The 23,653-nt window shown below is 67.4% G+C and carries 20 protein-coding genes, 1 tRNA gene and 1 other RNA gene; 10 read left to right on the top strand and 12 right to left on the bottom strand.

Going from position 1 to position 23,653, the window contains the following annotated elements; translation table 11 throughout:
• Positions 1–171: 171 nt before the first annotated feature.
• Positions 172–2,019: a DNA polymerase III subunit gamma/tau gene (locus WC597_RS01080; RefSeq protein ID WP_372691363.1), complete on the bottom strand. Its 1,848-nt coding sequence runs from the start codon at positions 2,017–2,019 to the stop codon at positions 172–174.
• A 263-nt stretch (positions 2,020–2,282) separates the two neighbouring features.
• An RNA gene (ffs, locus tag WC597_RS01075) (signal recognition particle sRNA small type) lies at positions 2,283–2,376 on the bottom strand.
• A gap of 49 nt (positions 2,377–2,425) precedes the next feature.
• Between ffs and nudC the strand changes: the two genes are divergently transcribed.
• Positions 2,426–3,346: an NAD(+) diphosphatase gene (nudC, locus tag WC597_RS01070; protein WP_372691362.1), complete on the top strand. Its 921-nt coding sequence runs from the start codon at positions 2,426–2,428 to the stop codon at positions 3,344–3,346.
• A gap of 426 nt (positions 3,347–3,772) precedes the next feature.
• Here nudC and WC597_RS01065 read toward each other — a convergent pair whose 3' ends face one another.
• Positions 3,773–4,495 (bottom strand): 3-deoxy-manno-octulosonate cytidylyltransferase, encoded by a 723-nt coding sequence (locus WC597_RS01065; RefSeq protein WP_372691361.1) that lies wholly within the window; start codon positions 4,493–4,495, stop codon positions 3,773–3,775.
• 142 nt (positions 4,496–4,637) lie between these two features.
• On the opposite strand from WC597_RS01065, the gene WC597_RS01060 reads away from it, so the two are divergent.
• The 3 genes from WC597_RS01060 to recR all read left to right on the top strand — a co-directional run bounded on the left by WC597_RS01060 (position 4,638) and on the right by recR (position 6,423).
• A complete protein-coding gene (locus tag WC597_RS01060; protein ID WP_372691360.1) occupies positions 4,638–5,360 on the top strand; it encodes a cytochrome c family protein in 723 nt (240 codons plus the stop codon).
• Positions 5,361–5,491: 131 nt separating this feature from the next.
• Entirely contained in the window at positions 5,492–5,821 is a 330-nt protein-coding gene (locus WC597_RS01055; protein ID WP_372691359.1) for a YbaB/EbfC family nucleoid-associated protein, read from the top strand.
• A complete protein-coding gene (gene recR, locus WC597_RS01050) occupies positions 5,821–6,423 on the top strand; it encodes a recombination mediator RecR (RefSeq protein WP_372691358.1) in 603 nt (200 codons plus the stop codon). The genes WC597_RS01055 and recR overlap by 1 nt, the downstream gene beginning before the upstream one ends.
• A gap of 6 nt (positions 6,424–6,429) precedes the next feature.
• Here the strand turns inward: recR and WC597_RS01045 are convergent, their stop codons facing one another.
• On the bottom strand, positions 6,430–6,786 hold the full coding sequence (locus WC597_RS01045; RefSeq protein WP_372691357.1) for a hypothetical protein: 357 nt from the start codon (positions 6,784–6,786) through the stop codon (positions 6,430–6,432).
• A gap of 113 nt (positions 6,787–6,899) precedes the next feature.
• On the opposite strand from WC597_RS01045, the gene WC597_RS01040 reads away from it, so the two are divergent.
• The 5 genes from WC597_RS01040 (at position 6,900) to WC597_RS01020 (ending at position 10,528) form a co-directional block, all read left to right on the top strand.
• Positions 6,900–8,117, top strand: a complete 1,218-nt coding sequence (locus WC597_RS01040) for a DNA recombination protein RmuC (protein ID WP_372691356.1) — start codon at positions 6,900–6,902, stop codon at positions 8,115–8,117.
• Between the two features lie 100 nt (positions 8,118–8,217).
• A complete protein-coding gene (locus WC597_RS01035; RefSeq protein ID WP_372691355.1) occupies positions 8,218–8,661 on the top strand; it encodes a hypothetical protein in 444 nt (147 codons plus the stop codon).
• 3 nt (positions 8,662–8,664) lie between these two features.
• The gene (locus WC597_RS01030; RefSeq protein WP_039244055.1) at positions 8,665–8,871 is read left to right on the top strand and encodes a helix-turn-helix transcriptional regulator; all 207 of its coding nucleotides are present in this window, start codon (positions 8,665–8,667) and stop codon (positions 8,869–8,871) included.
• Positions 8,868–9,518, top strand: a complete 651-nt coding sequence (locus tag WC597_RS01025; RefSeq protein ID WP_372691354.1) for a hypothetical protein — start codon at positions 8,868–8,870, stop codon at positions 9,516–9,518. The genes WC597_RS01030 and WC597_RS01025 overlap by 4 nt, the downstream gene beginning before the upstream one ends.
• A 44-nt stretch (positions 9,519–9,562) precedes the next feature.
• On the top strand, positions 9,563–10,528 hold the full coding sequence (locus WC597_RS01020) for a TraB/GumN family protein (RefSeq protein ID WP_372691353.1): 966 nt from the start codon (positions 9,563–9,565) through the stop codon (positions 10,526–10,528).
• Positions 10,529–10,575: 47 nt separating this feature from the next.
• On the opposite strand, the gene WC597_RS01015 is transcribed toward WC597_RS01020, so the two are convergent.
• From WC597_RS01015 to WC597_RS01000, 4 genes are all read right to left on the bottom strand, one after another.
• Positions 10,576–10,649: transfer RNA gene (locus WC597_RS01015), tRNA-Gly, on the bottom strand.
• Between the two features lie 129 nt (positions 10,650–10,778).
• Positions 10,779–11,774 (bottom strand): bile acid:sodium symporter family protein, encoded by a 996-nt coding sequence (locus WC597_RS01010; protein ID WP_372691352.1) that lies wholly within the window; start codon positions 11,772–11,774, stop codon positions 10,779–10,781.
• Between the two features lie 83 nt (positions 11,775–11,857).
• On the bottom strand, positions 11,858–13,807 hold the full coding sequence (acs, locus tag WC597_RS01005) for an acetate--CoA ligase (RefSeq protein ID WP_372691351.1): 1,950 nt from the start codon (positions 13,805–13,807) through the stop codon (positions 11,858–11,860).
• 12 nt (positions 13,808–13,819) lie between these two features.
• Positions 13,820–15,175, bottom strand: a complete 1,356-nt coding sequence (locus tag WC597_RS01000) for a DcaP family trimeric outer membrane transporter (RefSeq protein WP_372691350.1) — start codon at positions 15,173–15,175, stop codon at positions 13,820–13,822.
• Between the two features lie 165 nt (positions 15,176–15,340).
• Here WC597_RS01000 and WC597_RS00995 point away from each other — a divergent pair, with 165 nt between their 5' ends.
• Positions 15,341–15,952: a response regulator gene (locus WC597_RS00995; protein ID WP_372691349.1), complete on the top strand. Its 612-nt coding sequence runs from the start codon at positions 15,341–15,343 to the stop codon at positions 15,950–15,952.
• A gap of 277 nt (positions 15,953–16,229) precedes the next feature.
• Here the strand turns inward: WC597_RS00995 and WC597_RS00990 are convergent, their stop codons facing one another.
• The 4 genes from WC597_RS00990 to folE all read right to left on the bottom strand — a co-directional run bounded on the left by WC597_RS00990 (position 16,230) and on the right by folE (position 23,304).
• A complete protein-coding gene (locus WC597_RS00990; RefSeq protein ID WP_372691348.1) occupies positions 16,230–19,595 on the bottom strand; it encodes a PAS-domain containing protein in 3,366 nt (1,121 codons plus the stop codon).
• A gap of 91 nt (positions 19,596–19,686) precedes the next feature.
• Positions 19,687–21,360 carry an MFS transporter gene (locus WC597_RS00985; protein WP_372691347.1) on the bottom strand — a complete coding sequence of 558 codons (1,674 nt, stop codon included), beginning with the start codon at positions 21,358–21,360 and terminating at the stop codon, positions 19,687–19,689.
• A gap of 137 nt (positions 21,361–21,497) precedes the next feature.
• Complete coding sequence (locus WC597_RS00980; RefSeq protein WP_372691346.1) at positions 21,498–22,655, bottom strand: acyltransferase family protein; 1,158 nt, start codon at positions 22,653–22,655, stop codon at positions 21,498–21,500.
• Between the two features lie 64 nt (positions 22,656–22,719).
• Positions 22,720–23,304, bottom strand: a complete 585-nt coding sequence (folE, locus tag WC597_RS00975; RefSeq protein ID WP_372691345.1) for a GTP cyclohydrolase I FolE — start codon at positions 23,302–23,304, stop codon at positions 22,720–22,722.
• Positions 23,305–23,653 lie beyond the last annotated feature (349 nt).

Raw genomic sequence — 23,653 nt, 5'->3', positions numbered from 1 at the left:
ATCTTCTGCAGCCGAAGTTGAAAACCGACGGGCTAAAAATCTTTCCCTGAAAGCAGAAGGGCCCCCGGTGAACCGGGAGCCCTACGCCGACCGAGAAACCCCAGTCCATTTCAACGAGCAAATAGGCTCTATTTATTAGAAAGTCCACAACCGAAGCGCGTGATTTTTCGCTCAATCCTCGTCGTCGTCCTCGACCACGTCGGGGATTTCGGGGGTGACGACGGTCGGGGCTATGGTCTTGATCTCGCCCAGCTTGGCGCCGGGGAAGGCTAGCATCACCGCCTTGATGAAGGGGTTGGCCTCGACCTCGGCCCGTTCGGTCGCGCGGGCCTTTTTCTGCAGTTCGATGACCGTCTCGGCCCCGCCCTGGCCGTTGGCGGCGATCAGCCAGGTGCGACCGGTCCATTCGCGCAGGCGCGCCGACAGTTTGCGGGCCAGTTCGATGGGGGCGCCCTGGACGCTTTCATAGACGATGGCGCCGGGCTTGAACGAGACCGGCTTCACATACCGCTCCACGTCCATCTGAAGCCCGACCTCGCGCTTTTCGCCGATGAGCGCGACGACCTGTTCGAAGGTCTGCGGATCGGGCAGGGCGGGGGCCATGACGGGGCGCGCGGCCAGTTGCGCCGATGTTCCGCCGCCGCCTCCACCACCGCCGCGCGGGGCCGAGCCGCCGCCCAGCGGCTCGCCCGATTGCAGCCGCTTCAACGCCTCCTCCGGCCCCGGCAGGTCGGCCGCATAGGCCAGGCGCACGATGGCCATTTCGACCGCATCGGCCGGATTGGGCGCACGCCGCACCTCGTCCAGCGCCTTCAGCAGCATCTGCCAGGTCCGCGACAGGGTCGCCGCCGGAATGGCCGCGCCCAGGGCTGCCAGCTTCTGGGCCTGGTCGTTGGGAAGGCGCGTCGCGTTCGGCCCCAGCATCTTGGCGACCGAGGCGGCGTGGCAATGTTCCAGCAGGTCGTTCGTCACCTGCACCGGATCGGCTCCGAAGCCATACAGGGTGCGGAAGCTTTCCAGCGCCTCGGGCGTGCGGCCCGCCATGACGCTTTCGAATAGGGCGATGGTCTGTGTCCGGTCGGCGAGACCCAGCATGTCGCGCACGGTCTCGGTCTTGACCGTCTCGCCCCGCTCGGCCTGAACCAGGGCCTGATCCAGCAGCGACAGCCCGTCGCGCACCGACCCCTCGGCCGCGCGCGAGATCAGCGCCAGGGCGTCGGTCTCGATCTTCATGCCTTCGCGGTCGGCGATCCGGCCCAGGTGCTCGACCAGGATCTCCGGCTCGACGCGGCGCAGGTCGAACCGCTGGCACCGGCTCAGGATCGTCACCGGCACCTTGCGGATCTCGGTGGTGGCGAAGATGAACTTGGCGTGGGGCGGCGGCTCCTCCAGCGTCTTCAGCAGGGCGTTGAACGCCTGCGTCGACAGCATGTGGACCTCGTCCAGCACATAGACCTTGTAGCGCGCCTCGACGGGCGCATAGCGGACGCTCTCCAGAATGTCGCGGATGTCGTTGACGCCGGTGTGCGACGCCGCATCCATCTCCATCACGTCCATATGCTGGCCGGCCATGATGGCGGCGTCATGCCGGCCGTGGGCGGTCAGGGTCAGCGACGGCTTGTCTATGGTGTCTGTTTGATTGTTCAGGGCGCGGGCCAGCAGACGGGCGGTGGTCGTCTTGCCGACGCCCCGCACCCCGGTCAGCATGAAGGCGTGGGCGATCCGACCGGTGGCGAAGGCGTTGGTCAGGGTGCGCACCATCGCCTCCTGCCCGATCAGATCCTCGAATGTGCGCGGCCGATATTTGCGCGCCAGCACCTGATAGGCGGCGCCGTCGTCGACATGGGCTTCGACTTCGGAATGGGCGGGCTTGGCGACGACAGGCGCAGAAACAGGCGCAACGACCGGCTCAGGCGCCGCAGCGGGCGCCCCGAACATGTCGTCGGTGTTCTCGTCGCGCTCGACGACGTCGTCCTCTTCCCAGGGCGGGCCGTCGAGATTCGTGTCGCTGTCCGTCATGGGGTGAAGTCTTACAGCGGGTCAGGGGCGGGTAGAAGCGATTCAATCTTCCTTCTCCCCTCGGGGGAGAAGGTGGGCCCGAAGGGCTCGGATGAGGGGGCTCTTTCCGCCCCACTGACGGCGAGAACGAGCCTGTATCCGGCAGCCCCCTCATCCGTCTCGCTCCGCGAGCCACCTTCTCCCCCGAGGGGAGAAGGGACGGGCGCACCAAACGCGCTCAAGCAGCGAGCCGCCGCGCGGCGAGCGATAGCGCAAAAAAAGAGAGAAGTAGAGACCGCGACCCGAAGGGGAATTCGTTGTGGCTGCTGCCTTCCGGCCCTGACCAAGTTGGCGAAACCTTCGCCCGCGATCTCCGAGCGGAGATATGACGGGTGCGGCGGTCGGAATCAAGAGCTACAAAACGCGCATGGCCCATCAGAACACCTTCGCCGGCAATCCGCTCGATCGGGCCGGCGACCTGCGCAACGATCCCGAATGGCTGGACGGGCAGGCGGGCAAGCCTTACGCCCAGGCCATGGTCCTGTGGGAAGGTCGGCCCCTGATCGCAGAGACGGCCGAGGGGCCGCGCCTGACCTGGCTGGCGATGAGCCATGCGCGCACCCTGGTGCGCGACCGCGAGGCGTTTCTGGGCCTCTGGAATGACGAACCCGTCTTCGCCGTCGAGTTCGAAGGCTCCGTCGATCCGACCGACGGGCCGCTGGCCGGCGTCGGCGCCTTTCATGAGTTGCGGGCGGCGGCGGCCATCCTGCCGGCGGCGGACGCGGCCATGGCGGGCGGGGCCAAGAGCCTGTTCGACTGGCGGCGCAAACACGGGTTCTGCGCCAACTGCGGCACGCTGGGCGAGACCGCCTCGGGCGGATGGAAGCGCCGCTGCCCGGCCTGTGGGACCGAGCATTTTCCGCGCGTCGATCCCGTCACCATCATGCTGCCGGTTTATAAAGGCGGGGCCGAACCCATCTGTCTGTTGGGCCGTCAGGCGGCCTGGCCCGAGGGACGGATGTCGGCCCTGGCCGGTTTCCTGGAGCCCGGCGAGTCCATCGAGGAGGCTTGCGCCCGCGAGGTCAAGGAGGAGGCCGGTCTGACCGTGATCGCCACCGCCTATCACTCCAGCCAGCCCTGGCCCTTCCCGTCGCAACTGATGATCGGCCTGATCGCCGAGGTCTCGGACGACCAGGCCCGACCCGACCAGACCGAGCTGGAAGCCGTCGCCTGGCTGACGCGGGCCGAGGCGCGCGCAGTGCTGGCCGGCGAACACCCCACCATCCAGGCCCCGCCCCCCTTCGCCATCGCCCACAGTCTGATCAGGGCGTGGGTCGAGGAGAAATAGACAGATGCTTCTCCCTCCCCGCTCCGGGGAGGGTGGTCGCGCAGCGACCGGGTGGGGGCGGCCCAGCAGGGCCGCGCTTGCCTGATGCAGGACCGATCAGTGGGACGTCGCCTGGCCGCCCCCACCCGACCTCGCTGCGCTCGGCCACCCTCCCCGTAGCGGGGAGGGAGAATGTTAGTCTTCCATCCTATTCTAGAAAGCGAACCCACGCCGTTTCAACGGCTTGCAGCCTCGCATCGACCGTTTGCCATACAGGGTTCCGACCCGGTTTATAATCGCCGCCGGGTCTTTGACATCGTCATGTTCGGAAAAGGTCGGCGACTTGGACTGTCCAAGTCGGGAGGAAATAATTCTTCAGCAAAAACAATGATAGAAAGTCGAAGTTGGACTCGTTGGACTGTTTTTTTCAGAGTCCAACATCCGCACTCACGCCAACCGCCGCGCCGCCTCCAGGTCTGACGGATTGTCGACCGACAGGGGCGCTTCGTCGATGACGGCGGCCCAGATCTGCATCCCCATCTCCAAGGCGCGCAACTGCTCCAGCTTCTCCCGCCTTTCCAGCGGCGATTGCGGCGCAGCGCAGAAGCGGTTCAGGGCCTCGCGGCGATAGCCGTAGACGCCGATGTGCCGCCAGATGGGCGCATCGCCATAAAGGGTCGAGCGGGTGAAATAGAGGGCGCGGCCCTGGCGCTCGTTCTCACCCAACGCCAGCACCGCCTTGACCACGTCGGGATTGGTCCGGTCCGACGCCTCGGCCTCGGCCGCGACCAGGGTGGCGATGTCGCAGGTCGGCTCGCCATGCAGAATCGCGGCGCAGGCGACCGCCAGACCGGGGCTGGCGAAGGGCATGTCGCCCTGAACGTTGATGACGGCGTCGAAATCGCCCTCGGGGTCGATGGCGTCCACGGCAGCGCGAATGCGGTCCGAGCCCGACGGCAGGGCCGGGTCGGTCAGGACGGCGCGGCCGCCTGCGGCTTCCACCGCCTCGACGATCTCGGGATCGCCAGCGGCGACCACGACCGGCAGGCCCGACGCCTCGGCCTGGCGATAGGCGCGCACGATCATCGGCGTGTCGCCGATCAGGGCCAACGGCTTGTTCGGCAGGCGGGTCGCCGCCATGCGAGCGGGTATCATTATCAACGGATTCATCGACTTCCCTGACGCCTGTCTTGCCCGCCGCGTGCCGGGCTGGTTGCGAAGGCGGCGCTACCGTGCCAGAGACGCCAAAGCAAGATTATGTCCGGGGCGTGTTTTCGAGGGGCCCGGCCGGCAGAGGGAATCGACCAGGCGCATGAGCGGCGATCTTAAGTGGAACAAGATTTTCGGCGCGGCTCTGGGGACGGCCTTCGTCATCCTGGTCGTCAAGGAGGCTTCGGGCCTCGTCTATCAATCCGAACCGCCGGAAAAGATGGGCTATTTCGTCGATGCGCCGGACGAGGCCGCCGGCGCCGAGGCGCCTGAACTGGCGCCCGACTGGGGCACGGTCCTGCCGACCGCAGACCTGGCCGCCGGCGAGGCCGCGTTCGCGCGGTGCCAGGCCTGCCATGATGCGAACCAGGGCGGGGCCGACAAGATCGGTCCGAATCTGTGGAGCGTGGTCGGCGGTCCGGTCATGCACCGTCCGGGCTTCGCCTATTCGGACGCCATGACCAAACACAAGGCCGAGGCGCCGACCTGGGGCTATGACCAGATCAACAGCTTCATCACCGCCCCTGCCAAATATGTGCCCGGCACCAAGATGTCCTTCGCCGGCATCCGGGATGCGCAGACACGCATCAATCTGATCGCCTGGCTGCGCACGCAGGGCTCGGGCGGCTTCGCCATCCCGGCGCCGGATCCGACCCGCCAGCCCGGCGCGGCCGCACCCGCCGCCGGAGCAGAGGCTCCCGTCACCGAAGGCGCTGCGGCGACCGAGGCGACCGGCACGACCCCGGCCGAGGGCGCGCCTGCTGCAGCCCAGGCCACGCCGGCGGCTCCGCCCGCCGCGACCAGCCCGGCCCCGGCCAACCACTGATCGCGACGGCGACGCCAGGACGACAAAAGGGCGGCCCCGACGGGCCGCCCTTTTTCATTTCCGATGACAGGCATGATGAACGCGGCGCCGACCCCCTGTCGCCGGGAGGATCTTCGCCTTATCTAGGGGGCATGAAAGATCTGACCCAACTGATGCAGCAGGCTCAGGCGATGCAGCAAAAGCTGCAGGACGCCCAGGCCAAGATGGCCGAAACCGCTTCCGAGGGATCCTCGGGCGGCGGCTTGGTGTCCGTGTCCCTGAAGGGGCCGGGCGAGATCACGGCGATCCGGATCGACGACAGCCTGCTGACCCCGGGCGAGGGCGAAATTCTGGCCGACCTGATCGTCGCCGCCCACGCCGACGCCAAGCGCAAGCTGGACGAACAGAACAACGCCCTGATGCGCGAAGCCGCCGGGCCGATGGCCGGGATGAACATTCCCGGAATGCCGAAACTGTTCTGATGGCCGCCTCCGCCGGGCCGGAGATCGAACGGCTGATCTCCCTTCTCGCCAAACTGCCGGGCCTGGGTCCGCGCTCCGCCCGGCGCGCGGCCTTGGCCCTGCTTAAACGACGCGAGCAACTGCTGGTGCCGCTGGCGGCGTCTCTGGCCGAAACGGCGGAAAAGGTCGTGTCCTGTTCGGTGTGCGGCACGCCCGACACCCGCGACCCCTGCGCCATCTGTTCGGATGGATCGCGCGACAACGGCCTGATCTGCGTGGTCGAGGAGGCCGGCGCCCTGTGGGCGATGGAGCGATCCGGCGCTTTCCGGGGCAAATACCATGTGCTTGGGGGGCTGCTGTCCGCCTTGGACGGCGTTGGCCCCGAGCATCTGCGCATCACGGAACTGGTCGGTCGAGTGCGGGGCGGCGGCGTGCGCGAGGTCGTGCTGGCCCTGCCCGCCACCGTGGACGGCCAGACCACCGCCCACTATGTCGCCGAACGGATCGCCGGCCCGGACGTCGAGGTCACATCCCTGGCGCGCGGCGTGCCGGTGGGCGGGGATCTGGACTGGCTGGACGACGGCACTATCGTCCAGGCCCTGAAGGCCCGCCGCCCCGCCTGACGGCGATCAGTTCGACGGCGTCGTCGGGGCGTTGACGTTCGGCGTTTCACCGGCCGGAACAGGCTCGGCTCGGCCGGTCGCATCCGTCGGCGCATCGGCCGCCGGCGGCGTTTGACCGTCACCCTGGAAATCCCGAGTGTCCGCTGCGGTCGGGCCCGTTTCGTCGTTCTGGGCGTTGAAGCCCCCGTTCGAAACCATCCAAATCCCCAGCAGCAGGACCGCCGCCGCCAGCGTCGAGACCACCAGCAGCACCAGGATGCGCGGACCCTTGCGTCCGCTGCGCACCAGTTCGGCATCGACCGGACGGCCTTCGTGGACGGCGTCGGCGGCCTTGTCGTGGCGTTCGGGCTCTTGCGGGATCATCGGCGTCTCTCCTCGGTGGATATCGTCAGCCAAACCAACGTCATCGGAACCGCCGCGTTCCTGACCATGCCCTGGCGCTTCTCAAGCAAGGCGACTCCCGCTAGGAACGGAGCATGAACATGCTAGTGCCCATCCTCGCCGTTCTCGCCGCCGCCTTTGCGGGCGGTTTCCTGTGGGCCTTCATGGGCTGGCAGAGGACGCAAGGCGCGCTGGCGGCCGCCGAGGCGCGCATCGACCTGGTCGAGGAAAGCCGCGTCACCATGGGCGAACTGCTCAAGGCCCAGGCGGCCCAGTCGGCCCAGGTGGTGGCGGATCAGATGGTCAGTCGCGCGACCGAGACCTTCCGCGCTCAGGACCAGCTGGCGCGCGAGCGGATGGCGGCCCAACTGAAGCCTGTCGCCGACACCCTGACCAGGTTCCAGGAACATGTAGCCGCGCTGGAGAAGACCCGTTCCGAAGAGACCGGGGGCCTGCGCGAACAGTTGACACAGCTGATGGCGGCGTCCTCGGCGACGCGGGACGAGGCGCGCAAACTGACCGAGGCCCTGCGCGGCAACACCGGGCGGCGCGGGCGTTGGGGCGAGCAGACCTGCCGCAATGTGCTTGAGGCCGCCGGCATGGCCGGCCGGTTCGACTTCACCGAACAGACGTCCAGCGCCGACGACGAAGGTCGCCAGAACCGACCCGACTTCATCGTCCGCCTGCCAGGCGGTGGCATGTTCGTGATCGACGCCAAGGTGCCCCTGGCCTTCGACGAGGGCGACGGCGACGAGGAGGCGCGCGCCCGCTCGGTCGGTTTGCGCACCGCCGCCAGCCTGAAGACCCACGTCCGCCAGCTGTCGTCCAAGGCCTATCAGGACCAGTTCAAGCCCAGCCCGGATTTCGTCGTCCTGTTCGTGCCCGGCGACGCCTTCCTGGTCACGGCCCTGGACCACGAGCCGGACCTGATGACCCAGGCGATGGCGTCGCGCGTCGTCATCGTCACCCCCTCGACCCTGTTCGCCCTGTGCAAGGCTGTCGCCTATGGCTGGCGGGCGGAAGAACAGGCGGCCAACGCCGACAAGGTCGCCGCCCTGGGGCGCGAGCTTTACAAGCGGCTGTCGGTCATGGGCGGCCACGCCTCGGCCGTCGGCCGCGCCCTGGATCAGGCGGTTGGCAAATACAATCAGTTCGTCGGCTCGCTGGAAAGCCAGGTCATGGTCTCGGCCCGCCGCTTTGAAGACCTGCAGGTGGACCACGAGGGCAAGGCCCTGCCGGACCTAACGCCGATCGAAACCGCCCCCCGTGTCCTCAACCGGCCAGAACTGATTGCTTCACAGCCGTCGGAATGAACCGCTCCACCGAAATGGGTGGAAAGGGTATTTGACATCGCCAATCGCTGATGTAAAAGACACTTGTCTAAGCATTCAGCAACCCGGCGAGGCCCTTCAGATGAAAACCTTCAAGCCGCTCGGCGTTGGCGGCCTTGCCGGCATGATCGCCCTGCTGTTCGTGCTGGGTCTGCTGGGCGGCATCGGCTCGGCCTTTCTGTCTGACTTGCCAGGCGTCGGCGGGCTGATCGGATCGGGCGTGTTTCTGGTCGCCGTCATGGCCGCCACATTGGCGGTCTCCATCTGGTGGTGGCGTCGCCTCGACGAGGCTGCCCGCGAAGCGCACAAATGGGCCTGGTACTGGGGCGGCAGCGCCGGGATGGTCGTCGGTCTTGCCGCCATCCTGACCCTGACCACACGCGATGTCGATCTGGCCCGTTTTCTACCGGCGGACGCGAACCCCGGCGACATGATCGTCGGCGGAATGATGAGCATCCTGCTGTTCCAACTGGGCGGCTACACCCTGGCCTGGGCCTGGTGGTGGCTGGCGCGGATGCGGGGTTGAACCATGAACAATCGTCTCAAGGTCCTGCGCGCAGAGCGCGACTGGAGCCAGGCCCAGTTGGCCGAACACCTGGGCGTGTCGCGCCAGACCGTGAACGCGCTGGAGACCGGACGCTACGACCCATCCCTGCCGCTGGCCTTCAAGATCGCGCGCGTCTTCGGCCAGCCCATCGAATCCATCTTTTCGGACGATCAGGAGCCGACGAAATGAAGTCTCCCTCACTCTCCCCCGCCTCGTGGCCCCGCTGGGTCCGAGCCTTTGCCTTCGGCGCCCTGTTCGGGGTGGTCGGATACGGCGTCGGCGGCTGGCTGGCCAAGGTCGCGCCGGGCGGGTTCGGCCTGATGGACAAGGCCATACGCTGGTCGGACATGCTGGCCATGCTGGTCGGCGCCGCCCTGGTCCTTGGCGCACTGTTGGCCCTCTTTGTCAGCCTGGACGCCAAACGGCTGGGCCGGATGTACAATCTGGAAGGCGCCGCCTCGCCCGAGGAAACCGCCCTGGCCCGGTTCCAGGCGGCGGTCATGGGTTTCTCCGGCGTCATCCTGACCCTGCCGATCGCATTCAGCCTGACGGGCGTCAGCCCCGGGCTCGGCCTCGGCGCCATCGGCCTGCTGGTGGTGCTGCACACGGTGATGAACGTGCGCGTCTATCGCCAAGCTGACGAACTGCTGCGTCGCGCCGTGATGGAGGCCGCCGCCGTCACCTTCTTCGCCGGTCAACTGGTCCTTTTCATGTGGGCCGCCGCCGAGCGTCTGGGCGCCGCCCCGGCGATCACAGCCTGGGACATCTACGCCGTGCTGATGACGCTGTATCTCGGCGTCTCCATCTGGATCAGCGCCCGTCGCGGCCTGGCCTGACTTCTTTATTTTCCAACCTCTTTTCCAAAGACAAGAGTGATCTCATGACCCTCGCTGACCGCCTCCGATCCTCGGTTTCCAGCCTCGCGCGCGGCGCCCTCGGCGTCGCCGGCGGCCTGGCCCTGTTCGTCGCCATCGCAGGCGTCCCGGCCGACGCCCTGGCCCAGACCGCCACCGCTTCGCCCGCACCTGCGCCCATCCAGGGTCAAGGCCCCGCCCTGTGGGTGATCAAGGATGCGGATTCGACCCTGTATCTGTTCGGCTCGGTCCACGTGCTGCGCCCCACGACCGGCTGGGCCAGCCCCCGTGTCGAGGCCGCCTTCGACAGCGCCTCGGACATCTGGTTCGAGATCAGCAATCCCGACGATCAGGCCGCCGTCATGCCGCTGATCCAGCAGCACGGTCTGTCGCCTCAAACGCCTCTGTCCAGCCGCCTGACGCCTGAGGAGAACGTCGAACTGGAGGCCGCCGCCCAGGCCATGGGCGCGTCCGCCGCCCAGCTTCAGCCGATGAAGCCGTGGCTGGCGGCGCTCAGCCTGTCGGTCGCCCCGCTGGTCAAGGCCGGCTATGATCCCAAGTCCGGCGTCGAACTGGTTCTGAAGGCGCGCGCCGAGGCGGCGGGCAAGCCGATCCACGCCTTCGAGACCATCGACAAGCAGATCGGCATCCTGGCCAACCTGACCGACGACGTGCAGATGGCCTTCCTGCGCGAGACGCTGAAGGATTACGAGAACGCCGTCACCATGCTGGACACCATGGTCGAGGCCTGGGCCAAGGGCGACGTCGCCACCCTGGACCGCGTCATGGTCGAGGAGATGAAGGCGGCCTCGCCGGCCCTTTATCAGGCGCTGCTGGTCGACCGGAACACCGACTGGGCCAATCAGATCCAGACGATGCTCGAAGGCTCGGGCACCGCCTTCATCGCCGTGGGCGCCGGACACGTGACCGGCGAAGACAGCGTCCAGGCCATCCTGCAAAAGCGCGGCGTGACGGTCGAAGCAGCGAACTGAGAACGGGAAGGAGGCGCGGCGGCATCGTCGCGCCTTCACCAACAGGCTGGAGCGGGCAGCGGGAATCGAACCCGCACGAGCAGCATGGGAAGCTGCCAGGCTACCACTACATCATGCCCGCGATGGCCTGAGGGCGGTCTATCTCAAGGGGCGCCATGTCTCAAGGCAAGACTGGGTCTCAAGGCAAGACTGGGTCTCAAGGCAAGACTGGGTCTCAAGGCAAGACTGGGTCTCAAGGCAAGACTGGGTCTCAAGGCAAGACGGGGCTCAAGGCGCGTGCTGCATTCTCTCGCGCATAGCGCTGGGCGATGATGGTGCAGGCGAACAGCTGGATCTGGTGGAACAGCATGATCGGCAGGACGATCAGCGGGACCGCGTGACCGGCGAACAGGATGCCGGCCATGGGGATGCCCGTGGCCATGCTCTTCTTGGAGCCGCAGAACAGGATGACGATCCGGTCGGGCTTGTCGAACTTGAGCAGCCGCCCCGCCATCAGGGTCAGGCCCAGGACAATGGCCAGCAGCACGATGTTCAGGCCGATGACCTTGACCAGATCCGTCGGCGCGACCTGGGACCAGACGCCGGCGACGACGCCCTCGCTGAAGGCGGCGTAGACGATCAGCAGGATGGACCCCCGGTCCACCAGGCCCGTCAGCCTGGCGTGACGACCCAGCCAGTCCTTTAGCAGCGGACGGCACAGCTGACCCACGGCGAACGGGACCAGAATCTGCAGGCCGATGTCGAGGATGGATTGCAGGTGGATGCCGCCGCCCGCTCCACCGATCATCAGGGCGACCAGCAGCGGCGTCACGATCACCCCCAGCAGGTTCGACAGGCTGGCGCTGGTCAGGGCGCCCGCGACATTGCCGCCGGCGATGGAGGTGAAGGCGATGGACGACTGCACCGTGGACGGCAGCAGGCACAGGTAGAGCATCCCCGTCAGCAGATCGGGTTGAAGCGATCCCCGCATCAGGAGGACCAGACCCAGCCCCAGCACAGGAAACAGCAGGAAGGTCGACAGGAAGACCGTGCCCTGGAGCCGCCAGTGCAGCAGGCCCGCGCCGATGGCCGCCGGCGACATCCGCGCGCCGTACAGGAAGAACAGAAGGGCGATGGCGGCCTTGACCACCCAATCCATGACCACGGCGGCCTGTCCGCTGGCGGGCAGCAGCGCCGCCAGGATCACCATCCCGATCAGGGCCAGCAGATAGCCGTCGATGGGCAGGCGGGACAGGAAACGGGGCATGGACGGCTCAGGCTGCGGCAGGCTGACGCACAGATAGGCGCGTCCGCCCCCGCATTGAACCCCGCGCCCCTATTGCGCCCTGTCTATTCCGCTCCGGCGCGATTCTTGACCAGATCGTCCACCACCGCTGGATCGGCCAGGGTCGAGGTGTCGCCCAGCGACCCGATCTCGTTCTCGGCGATCTTGCGCAGGATGCGCCGCATGATCTTGCCCGAGCGGGTCTTGGGCAGGCCCGGCGCCCACTGGATCACGTCGGGCGCCGCGATGGGACCGATCTCGTGGCGGACGTGGGCGACCAGGGCCTTGCGCAGGTCCTCGGTCGCCTCGACCCCCTTGTTCAGGGTGACATAGGCGTAGATGCCCTGGCCCTTGATGTCGTGGGGATAGCCGACGACCGCCGCCTCGGCGACGACGTCGTGCAGCACCAGGGCGCTCTCGACCTCGGCCGTGCCCATCCGGTGGCCGGACACGTTGATCACGTCGTCCACCCGGCCGGTGATCCAGTAATAGCCGTCCTCGTCGCGACGGCAGCCGTCGCCGGTGAAATAGCGGCCCGGATAGGTCGAGAAATAGGTGTCGAAGAAGCGCTGGTCGTCGCCATAGACGGTGCGCATCTGGCCCGGCCAGCTGTCGGTGATGCACAGGTTGCCGGACGCCGCGCCCTCCAGCGGCTGGCCCTCGGCGTCCACGATCTCAAGCTCGACGCCGGGCAGGGGCAGGGTCGCCGATCCGGGTTTCAAGTCGGTGGCGCCGGGCAGGGGGGTGATCAGATGGCCGCCCGTTTCGGTCTGCCACCAGGTGTCCACGATGGGGCAGCGGCCGTCGCCGACCACCTCGTGATACCAGCGCCAGGCCTCGGGATTGATCGGCTCACCCACCGTGCCGAGCAGGCGCAGCGAGGCGCGAGACGACGCCTTCACCGGCGCGTCACCTTCGCGCATCAGCGCGCGCAGGGCCGTGGGGGCGGTGTAGAAGATCTCGACCTTGTGCTTGTCCACCACCTGCCAGAACCGGCCGGCGTCGGGATAGTTGGGCACCCCCTCGAACATCAGGGTCGTCGCCGCATTCGCGAGCGGGCCATAGACCATATAGGAGTGGCCCGTGACCCAACCCACGTCGGCGGTGCACCAGAAGACCTCGCCGGGGCGATAGTCGAAGACGATCTCGTGCGTCCAGGCGGCCCAGAACAGATAGCCGCCCGTGGTGTGCAGCACGCCCTTTGGCTTTCCGGTCGAGCCGGAGGTGTAGAGGATGAAAAGCGGATCCTCGGCGTTCATCGGCTCGGGCGGGCAGTCGGCGCCGGCCTTGGCGGCTTCCAGCCCATAGTCGAAGTCGCGGCCCTCGATCATCGGCACGTCGCAGTCGGTGCGGCGGATGACCAGGACGGTGTCGACCTTCACCTTCTTCAGGGCCTCGTCGACATTGGCCTTCAGCGGCACGTGCTTGCCGCCGCGCAGACCCTCGTCGGCGGTGATGACCAGGTTGGAACCGCAATCCTCGATCCGGCCGGACAGGCTGTCGGGCGAGAAGCCGCCGAACACCACCGAGTGGACGGCGCCGATGCGCGCGCAGGCCAGCATGGCGTAGGCGGCCTCGGGGATCATGGGCAGATACAGGGTGATCCGGTCGCCCTTCTTGGCCCCGTGCGCCTTCAGCACATTGGCCATGCGGCACACCTCGGCGTGCAGTTCGCCGAAGGTGATGTGGCGGCTGTCGGCGGGATCGTCGCCTTCCCAGATGATCGCCGTCTCGTCCTTGCGGTGGGGCAGGTGGCGGTCGATGCAGTTCGCCGAGACGTTCAGAACCCCGTCCTCGAACCAACGGATGCGGAAGTCGTCCTTCTTGAAGGAGACGTCCTTGATCTTGGTCGGGGCCGTGATCCAGTCGAGGCGTTTGGCCTGTTCGGCCCAGAAGACGTCGGGCGTCTCGCGCGCCGCAATCCGCGCCGCCTCATAGGCCTCCCGGTTCATATGGGCCTTGTCGGCCCAGTCGGCAGGGACGGGATAGAGGTCGGGATCAGGCACGCGAGACATCTCCGGCGGAAATCAGAATCCGTATTTGGCGAACAGGATCAGACGCGTCATGTCGCCGCTGGCGCCGGTCTCGATCTCGCGGTCTGCGAACATCAGCTCGGCCCCTACATCGAACGCCGTAACCGGCGACCAGATCAAATTCGCATGCACGCTTTGCGCCGAACGGTTGACCGTCAGGCCGGTGAAGCTGGTGTCGTTGTCCACCTTCTGCGCCGACCAGATCAGGCTGGATCGCCAGCCCGGCGCCCAGACGTGGCGGTAGGCGGCGAAGCCCGCGACCACGCCGATCGCGTCCAGCTCGCCAGAGGCGTCCAGCACGGCGTCGTTGGAGAAGTTCAGACCGACATAGCGGCCGATGCCCTCGCCGCCGGTCAGCATCAGGCGGATGTCGTCCTTGGACCCGACCTTGATCTTGGTCGAGGCGGACACACCCCAGCCGGTCGCGGTGGTGTCGATGTTGGTCGCCGGGTTCTGGTATTTCAACTGGCGCAGCAGGCCGGCGAACTGGAAGTCGCCCCACGGCCGGGACATCGCATAGCGGGCGGTGAAGTCCGGCAGGCTGTTGTCGTCGGCGATGATGCGTGCGCCGCCGCCGAACGGGGTCACGGTCGTCTCGGGGTTCTCGACCGAGACCGAGAAGGGGCCGCGCGTATAGCGGACCTGGACCTGACGGGCGAAGACGGTGCCTTCCGCCGCGCCGATGAAGTCGGCGGATTCAGGCAGGACGGCGGTGTTCTGGAAGTTGGTCCACTCCTGGCCGATCAGCCAGTTGTCGATGGTGATGAAGGCGCGACGCAGGGCCAGGTCGGCTGGGCTGGTCGTCCGTTGGTCCGCGACGCCGGGCAGGGTCTGGAAGTCCATCTCCAGCCGGGTGCCGATCTTGTGACCGCCGACTATGCCGTCGGTCGTCAACCAGAACCGCGTCTGGCGGGCATTGAAATCGGTCGCCGTATCTTCGTCGGCGCCGCCGATGGGGATGGAGCCGGGAATGTGGAACTCACGCAGGGCGTCGCCGTTGACCGGGTCGCCGCCGGAGTAGTTCGAGGCGTAGGCGTCGACCTTGATGAAGCCGCCGTATTTGACCGTCTGGTTGCCGATGCGGAAGCCGTCGCTGGGCGCGGCCGGGGCGGCGGCCTGCTGCACCGGCGCGGGCGTGGCCGGGCGGGTCTCCAGGCGGATGATGTCCTGTTGTTGCGCCGCCTGCTGGGTGCGCGAGGCGACGACCTCGGACTTCAGGGCGTTCAGCTCGCTTTCAAGCTGGGCGATGCGGGCCTCCAGCGCCGACTGGCTGCTCTGGGCCAGGGCGGCGCCCGGCGTGACGAGAAGCGCGGCTGCGGCGGCGCCGGCCATAAGGCTGGTCTTGATCATGGTGAAAATTCCTCCCTCGCCCGTCTAACGCGTGCGTCCCTGACAAAACCTTTCCGCCTTCATAGGTGTGACACCATTGGCCATTGGTCTAATTTCGACCAAAGTCGAACCGCGCCATGATGGCGACGACGCGGCCGATCAGACGCTGCGCACGGAAGGACGCCCATGGATCGCATCGTCGTCGCCGACGACCATCCCCTGTTCCGCGCCGCCCTGCGCTCGGCCGTCGACAAGGCGGCGCCGGGGGCGGAAGTGGTGGAATGCGCCAGCTTGGCCGAGGCCAAGGCGGCGATGGTCGCCGGACCGGTCGATCTGCTGCTGCTGGACCTGAAGCTGTCGGACAGCGAGGGCATGGCCGGGCTCGCCGCCGTGCGGGCCGAACAGCCAACCGTGCCGGTCGCCGTGGTGTCGGCCAGCGGGGACGCGCCCGTGGTGCGCCACGCCCTGGGCCTGGGCGCCGCCGGCTTCATTCCCAAATCCTCGTCCCTGCCCCAGATGGTCGAAGCCATCGCCGCCATCCTGGCCGGCGATAGCTGGGCGCCCGATGTGCCCGAGGCGGACGAGGACGATACCGCCGGTCGCGTCGCCAGCTTGACGCCGTCGCAACTGCGGATACTGGAAGGGCTGAAGGCCGGGCGGTTGAACAAGCAGATCGCCTTTGATCTCGGCGTGTCCGAAGCCACCATCAAGGCGCACCTGACCAGCGTGTTCCGCAAGCTGGGCGTCCACAACCGGACCCAGGCGGTGATCCTGGCCAAGTCGCTGGACCCCGCTTAAGGCAATCGGCGCCTGAGTTGATGCGTTCCTGGAAGGCGTTCATCACAACGGTCACGACGAGGTCACAGCGAACACGACGGGACCGAACGCGAGTCGGCTTCTAATTCTCATGTTCAGGTCGTCGATCAATCTGCGGCTTCGCCGCCGCAGGCCATCAAAACTTTCCGAACCGGCACGGCTCCGTCGTGTTCGCTGTGATACCGTCGTGACCGTTGTGATGAACCACTTTGTTTGAATACACTGATGAGTTGCCCGGCCAACTCAGTCGCCAAATGCCCTAGCTGGACAAGAAAGCCTTCAGCGCCGCCGGCTTGATGGGCTTGGGCAGCAGGACCGCGCCGGCCGTCGTCGCCTGTTCGTTCAAACCATCGCGGGTGTCGGCGGTGACCAGGGCGATACGGCGCACGCCGTGAGGCCGCAGCCAGTCGATGACGGCGAACCCTTCCGGCCCGTCACCCAGATGCAGATCGACCACGGCGGCGTCGAACGGACCCTGAGCCGCCTTGGCCGCCGCGAGGTTGGCGGCCAGCGTCGGCCGCGCGCCCCAGCGGGTCAGAAGGGCGTTCAGCGCGTCCAGGATCACCGGCTCATTGTCCACGCACAGCACCCGCAGGCCCGCCAGCGGCAGGCGCGCCTCGCGCACCGGCGCGATCTCGGGGATCACGTCGGCGGGGCTGCGCGGCACGGTGATGCGGAAGATCGTCCCGCGTCCGATGCGCGAGTTCAGCTCCAGCGGGTGATCCAGCAGGCTGGACAGGCGGCGCACGATGGCCAGGCCCAGGCCCGCGCCCGGCTCGTCCACCGCGCCGGGCAGACGCACGAACTCGCCGAAGACGGTCTCGTGATCGGAATCGGGGATGCCGCGCCCGGTGTCGCAGACGAACAGCTGCAGCGTCTCGCCGTGCCGACGCGCCCCGACCAGCACCCGGCCTGTGTCCGTGTAGCGGATGGCGTTGGCCACCAGGTTCTGCAGCATGGACCGCAACAGATCGCGGTCCGACGCCGCCCACAGGCGGCTGGGCATGAGGGTCAGGCGCAGGCCCTTGGCCTCGGCGACGGGGGCGAACTCGCGGCGCAACTCGTCGAACAGGCCGCCCAGCGACAGTTTGGTCACATTGGTCCGCACCCCGCCGGCCTCCAGCTTGGACAGGTTCAGCAGGGCGGTCAGCAGGCGGTGGGCGCTGTCGATGGCGCGGTCGGCGTTGACGGCCAGGGTGCGGCTGGTCGGCTCGGCCAGGGCCGGCTCCTCCTTCAGGGCGGCGATAAACAGGCGGGCGGCGTGCAGCGGTTGCAGCAGGTCGTGGCTGGCGGCGGCAAGGAACCGGGTCTTGGACGCCGTGGCGTCTTCAGCCACGCGCCGGGCCTCGTCCAGCCGGGCGGTCCGGTCGGCGACGCGCGCCTCCAGCCGTTCGTTGGCCTCTTCCAGCTCACGCGCTGCGCGGCGCAGGGCGGTGATGTCGGTATAGCTGGTCGCATAGCCGCCGCCGGGAATGGGCGCGCCCGAGGATCGCAACACCCGGCCGTCGGGCTGCTGGCGTTCGTGGTCGTGGGGGATGCGGCGGCTCAGCGCCTCCAGCCGGCGTTCGACCCAGGCCTCGATGTCGTCGGGGCTCTCGCCGCGCTCGGCGTTCAGGCGATAGATGTTGGCGATGGGCAGGCCGACGTGGACGAAGCCGACGGGCAGTTCGAACATGGAGACATAGCGCCGGTTCCAGGCGGTGACGCGCAGATCTTCGTCAACCACGATCACGCCCTGGTCGATGTTGTCGAGCGTGGTCTGCAACAGGTCGCGGTTGAACTGAACGGCTTGCGACGCCTCGTCCAGCATCCGCACCACGTCCTCAGGCGCACGCCCGACGCCTGCCAGCGCTGCGGCGATGACCCGCCGGGCCGAGGCCGCGCCGATGGCGCCGGCCAGCATCCGCTCGGCCGCGCGGGCCAGGGCCGCATCGGCCGGATCGGCGTCGCGCAGCCGGGTGTCGGTCTCGCGTCCCCAGGCGGAGAAGGCGCGCTCGGCCCGCTCGTCGCCGATGAAGCGGGCGACGAGGGCGCGCAGGTCGCCGACCGAGGCGCCCGACGGCGAGGGCTTGGCCTCCATCCAGTCCGGCCCCAGACGATCGACGAAGGCGCGGGCCTGGACCCGGTCGATCAGCCGGGGCTGGGCAAAGCGCGACACGCCGATATAGGCCGCCAGGTTCAGCGCCAGGCTGACGAACACCCCCAGGGCCAACGGATCCCTGACGCCCAGCATGACGTGCAGGTGCCAGGGGGCGCCCGGGGACAGCTGGGGCAGGGCCAGCATGACGATCCAGACGACCATCCCGACCGTCATCCCCGCCAGCGCCCCGTGCGCATGGCCCCCGCGCCACAACACCGCGCCGAACAGGGCGGGCGCCAGCTGGGCCATGGCGGCGAAGGACACCAGGCCCATGGCGGCCAGGCCGCGCGACTGATCCGTCGCCTGATAATAGAGCCAGGCCAGCAGCAGGACAGCGACGATGGCCCCGCGTCGCACCTGCAGTATGGTCCCCGCCATGTCCGAGGCGTCGCCCCGCACCCGCCAGCGGTCGCGCGCCAGGAAGGGCAGGATCAAACTGTTGGACACCATGGCCGACAGGGCCACGGCCTCGACGATGACCATGGCGGTGGCGGCCGAGAAACCGCCGACGAAGACCAGCGCCGTCAGCATCGTCTCGCCGCGCCCGAACGGCAGGGCCAGCACCAGCAGGTCGGGGTTCATCGACGGCGCAAACAGGGCGCCCGCCGCCACCAGCGGCAGCACCGCCAGACTGGTCAGCAGCAGATAGAGGGGAAAGATCCAGCGCGCCCGCTTCACGTCCGACGGCTGGGCGCCCTCGACGAAGGCGACGTGGAACTGGCGTGGCAGGCAGAAGATGGCCAGGGTCGACAGCAGGGTGATGGCGGTGAAGCGCGGCGTGACCTCGGGTGGGGAGGCTAGGGCGCCCAGACCTTCGATGATGCGCGGCGGCGAGCCTTCGTTGAGCAGCAGGACCAGGGCGAAGACGGCGACGAACAAGAGGGCGCCCAGCTTGACCATCGACTCCAGACCGATGGCCTGGATCAGGCCGCGATTGTGCTCGGTCAAATCGGGACGGCGCGCCCCGAACAGGATGGCGAAGAAGGCCAGCACCCCCGCCAGCACCAGCACCGTCAGCCGCTCGGACCCCGCCACCGGCGTGCCGGCGGTCAGAAGGGCGCCGGCCATCGACAGCGACTTCAGCTGAAGCGCGATATAGGGCAGCGACCCCAGGATGGCGACGACCGTGACGGCCGCGCCCAGGGTCTGGCTCTTGCCGTAACGCGAGGCCACGAAGTCGGCCATCGAGCCGACGTTCTCGCGCCGGGCGGCGGCGGCGATGCGCCGCCACAGCGGGAACAGCAGCGTCAGGCCGATCACCGGGCCGATGTAGATGGGCAGATACTCCCACCCGTCCCGCGCCGCCGTGCCGACCGCGCCGTAATAGGTCCAGGAGGTGCAGTAGATGGCCAGGGACAGGGCGTAGACCGACGGCCCCAATCCCTTGCCGCGCGCCCGCGCCGCCGGTCGCTCCTGATGCCAGGCGACGGCGAACAGCACCGCCATATAGGCGGCGACCAGGCCGAGGATCGTCAGGCTGAACATGGGGGCATCTGAACCGGGCTGGGGGTGTTCGACAAGCGAAAGGCGGGCCGTCTCGCGACGACCCGCCTCACCATTGCGCCTGAAAGCAGGATCAGGCGTTCAGATCGACGTCCTTGCCTTCCTTGACCAGCAGGAAGCCCAGCACGACCGTCGCGAGCGCCACGATGATCGGGTACCAGAGACCGGAGTAGATGTTGCCTGTCGCCGCCACGATGGCGAAGGCGGTCGTCGGCAGGAAGCCGCCGAACCAGCCGTTGCCGATGTGATAGGGCAAGGACATGGAGGTGTAGCGGATATTGGTCGGGAACATCTCGACCAGGGCCGCCGCGATCGGTCCGTAGACCATGGTCACGTAGAAGCCGAGGATGAACAGGATCAACACCACCATCGGCTTGTTGACCAGGGCGCTGTCGGCCTTGGCCGGATAGCCGGCGGCGGTCAGGGCCTCGCCCAGTCCGGCGTCCCAGGTCTTCTTCTGGGCGGCGAAGTCGGCGGTGGTCATGGCGTCGCCGCGGAAGCTGGGGACCACGGCCTGATCGCCGATGCGGACCTCGGCGACGGTGCCTGCCGGCGCCGCAACGTTGGTATAGGTCACGCCGGCCTTGGCCAGATAGGATTTGGCCACGTCGCAGGAGTGGTTGAACACCGTCTTTCCCACCGGATCGAACTGAAGATTACAGTCGGCCGGATCGGCATAGACCGTCACCGGCGCAGAAGCAGCGGCGGCGGCCAGACGCGGGTTGGCCGCCTGGGTCAGGGCGTTGAACAGCGGGAAGTAGGTCAGGGCCGCGATCAGGCAGCCGGCCAGGATGATCGGCTTGCGTCCCACCTTGTCCGACAGCCAGCCCCAGAAGATGAAGAATGGCGAGGCGGCCAGAAGCGCGATGGTCAGCAGGATATAGACCAGGGTCGCGTCGACCTTCATGACCCGTTCCAGGAAGAACAGGGCGTAGAACTGGCCAGTGTACCAGATGACGGCCTGGCCGGCGGTGAGGCCGATCAGGGCGATCAACACGATCTTCAGGTTGGGCCATTTGCCGAAGCTGTCCTTCAGCGGGGTCTTGGAGCCCTTGCCCTCGGCCTTCATCTTCTTGAACGACGGGCTCTCGGCCAGCTTCAGACGAATCCACAGGGAGACGCCCAGCAGCAGGATCGAGACCAGGAACGGAATGCGCCAGCCCCAGGAGGCGAAGGCTTCCTCGCCCACGGCGAGACGGACGCCCAGGATGACGACCAGGCTGAGCACCAGGCCGGCGGTGGCCGTGATCTGGATGAAGGAGGTGTAAAAGCCGCGCTTGCCCTTGGGAGCGTGCTCGGCGACGTAGGTGGCGGCGCCGCCGTATTCACCGCCCAGGGCCAGACCCTGGATCAGGCGCATCAGCACCAGGATGATCGGCGCCGCGATGCCGATGACCGCATAGGGCGGCAACAGGCCGACGACGAAGGTCGATAGGCCCATCAGCAGCATGGTGACGAGGAAGGTGTTCTTGCGTCCCCAAAGGTCGCCCAGCCGCCCGAAGACGATGGCGCCGAAGGGCCGCACCGCGAACCCGGCTGCAAAGGCCATCAGGGCGAAGATGTAGCCGGTCGTCTCGTTGACGCCCGAGAAGAACTGGACGGTGATGATCGCCGCCAGCGAGCCGTAAAGATAGAAGTCGTACCATTCGATGACGGTGCCGACCGATGAGGCGAGGATGACCAGACGATCGCTGCGATCGACGGTGTGTTCCTCTTCCCCAGACGCAATTGGAGCGTCGCTCGCCATATCCATTTCCTCCCAAGTCGCCGTTATCGGCCGTTCTGCGCATCCCTGCGGATACGTGGACGCCGACATTGACCGAGAGGGAGGCGGCTGGAGAGAGCGACTTTGGTCGAGGATCGTCGGTCGCCAAAGCCGCCAGCTCAGCCGTCGAGCGAGATGACCGGCCCCAGTTTGGGTTGGGCCTGGCCGCGACGGGCGCTGCGACGCTTCAGCCAGCCCCGGATGCGGGTCTGGATCGGATTGTCGATCAGGAAGTGGAAGGCGAAGGCGAAGCCGACGGCCGCCGCGACGCCCAGAGCCCACAGGCCCCATTGGGCGACGACGGGCAGGGGAACGCGGGCCTCCACGGCGTTGACGACGCCGAACCAGACGATGCGGATCACCTCGTTGGAGATGAACATGGAGAAGGACACCATCGCCGCCGTCTCGACCAGCTTCGAAGGTTTCTTCACCGGCACCGCGCCGGCGGCCAGGATGATGATCGAGATCAGGGTCAGAGCCGCCAGGGCGTGCTTGTCGTGAAGTTGCAGGACGAAGAAGCCGACGGCGGCCAGGACGCCGGCCCAGCCGGCCAGACGCGGGGCGATCCAGACCTTCTGGGCGAACCAGGCCAGGCACATGCCCAGGAAGAACAGCGGCAGTGCGCGCACGATGCCGTAGCGCATGGGCATCTGATAGACAGGATAGCCCAGGAATTGCCAGCAGAGCTGGTTGGCGACCAAATAGACGCCGACGCCGACCGCCAGGGCCGACCACGGACCCAGCCGCATCAGGCCGCGAATGATCCAGGGGAAGGCCAGGTAGCAGCCGATCAGGGCCGAGATCGACCAGGTCGGGGCGTTCCAGCCCAGACCGCCGTATACGCCATAGGACTGAAGCAACAGCAGTTGGGCGGGCAGCTGGTCCCACGCGAACCATTCGGGATTGCGGGGCGGGGCGCCGGCGGCCGTGGCCAGCAGAACGAACCCGACCAGAGACAGGCCCATGATCAGGTGGGCGGGCACGACGCGCAGGAACCGCTTCAGGAAGAAGTCGCCCGGCGACATCCGGCCCTTGTCCACCGCCGCGCCATAGACGCGCATCAGCACATAGCCGCTGTCGATCAGGAAGAAGTTGGTCAGCAGGAAGCCGCCGCGTTCGAAGATCGGATTGATCATGTGCGCCAGGGGCACGGGACCGGCCGCCTGGAAGTGATGCAGGATGATCAGGAAGGCCACGATGAAACGCAAAGCGTCCAGCCAGCCGCCGCGCGCGATCTGAACTGTTTCATTGCGGGTCGAAATCAGGGACCAGGGCATCGTCAGCGCCTCCTTTGGTCGGTTCGTCGCAAGAGATGCGCCAGTTCGCGCGATTGGGGAAATCCTAGCTTCGGACCAGTCGCAGGAACTCTTCGCGGGTGCGGGGGTCGTCGCGGACGACGCCGATCAGGTGGCTGGTCGACAGGCTGGCGCCCGGCGCATTGACGCCGCGCAGGGTCATGCAGCTGTGCTCGGCCTCGATGACCACGCCGACGCCGTGAGGGCGCAGGACGGTCTGGATGGCCTCGGCGATCTCGGAGGTCATCTTCTCCTGGATTTGCAGGCGGCGCGCGAAGCCGCGCACCACGCGGGCCAGTTTGGAGATGCCGACGACGCGGTCGGTCGGCAGATAGGCGACGTGCGCCTTGCCCACGACCGGCAGCATGTGATGCTCGCAGAAGCTGACGAAGCGGATGTCCTTCAGCACGACCAGCTGGTCGTAGCCGCCCGTCTCCTCGAACGTCTTCTCCAGATAGGATAGGGGATCGACCTCATAACCCTCGAACAGTTCGCGATAGCTGCGGGCGACGCGGGCCGGGGTCTCCAGCAGACCCTCACGGTCGGGATCGTCGCCCGCCCATTCGATCAGGGTGCGGACGGCGGCTTCGGCGTCGGCCTGGGAGACTTTGGGTGTGTGGGCGTCTGTCATGGGGCCTACATAGCGGGGCGGTTACGGGAAGGGGAGGGGCTGTGTCGACCCTTTACGAAGCGCGGCCGTTTTCAGACCTTGGCCCCGAAACTTGGCCCCGAAAAACACCGTCTGAATGGTGCACTTCGTCTCAAATCCAGACGAAGCCGCGCAAAAAACACCGTCTGAATAGTGCACTTCGTCTGAAATCCGAGGCGGTTCAGGTCCGGCCGAATGGTCAAGTCGGGATACGGATGGCCACCTTCAAGGCCTGTCGCGAGACTTTCGGAGCCGGGGCGCGGCTGCGCGACAAGCGCCGCTTGTAACCTTCTGCATTTCCGTGCGTTAAGGCTCAGCTACAGGCTAGAGG

This window comes from Brevundimonas sp. (genome assembly GCF_041648115.1).
In the GTDB taxonomy this organism is placed as follows: Bacteria; Pseudomonadota; Alphaproteobacteria; order Caulobacterales; family Caulobacteraceae; genus Brevundimonas.
The sequence above is the reverse complement of the archived record's forward strand: the minus strand, read 5'-3'. Positions and strand labels throughout refer to the sequence as shown.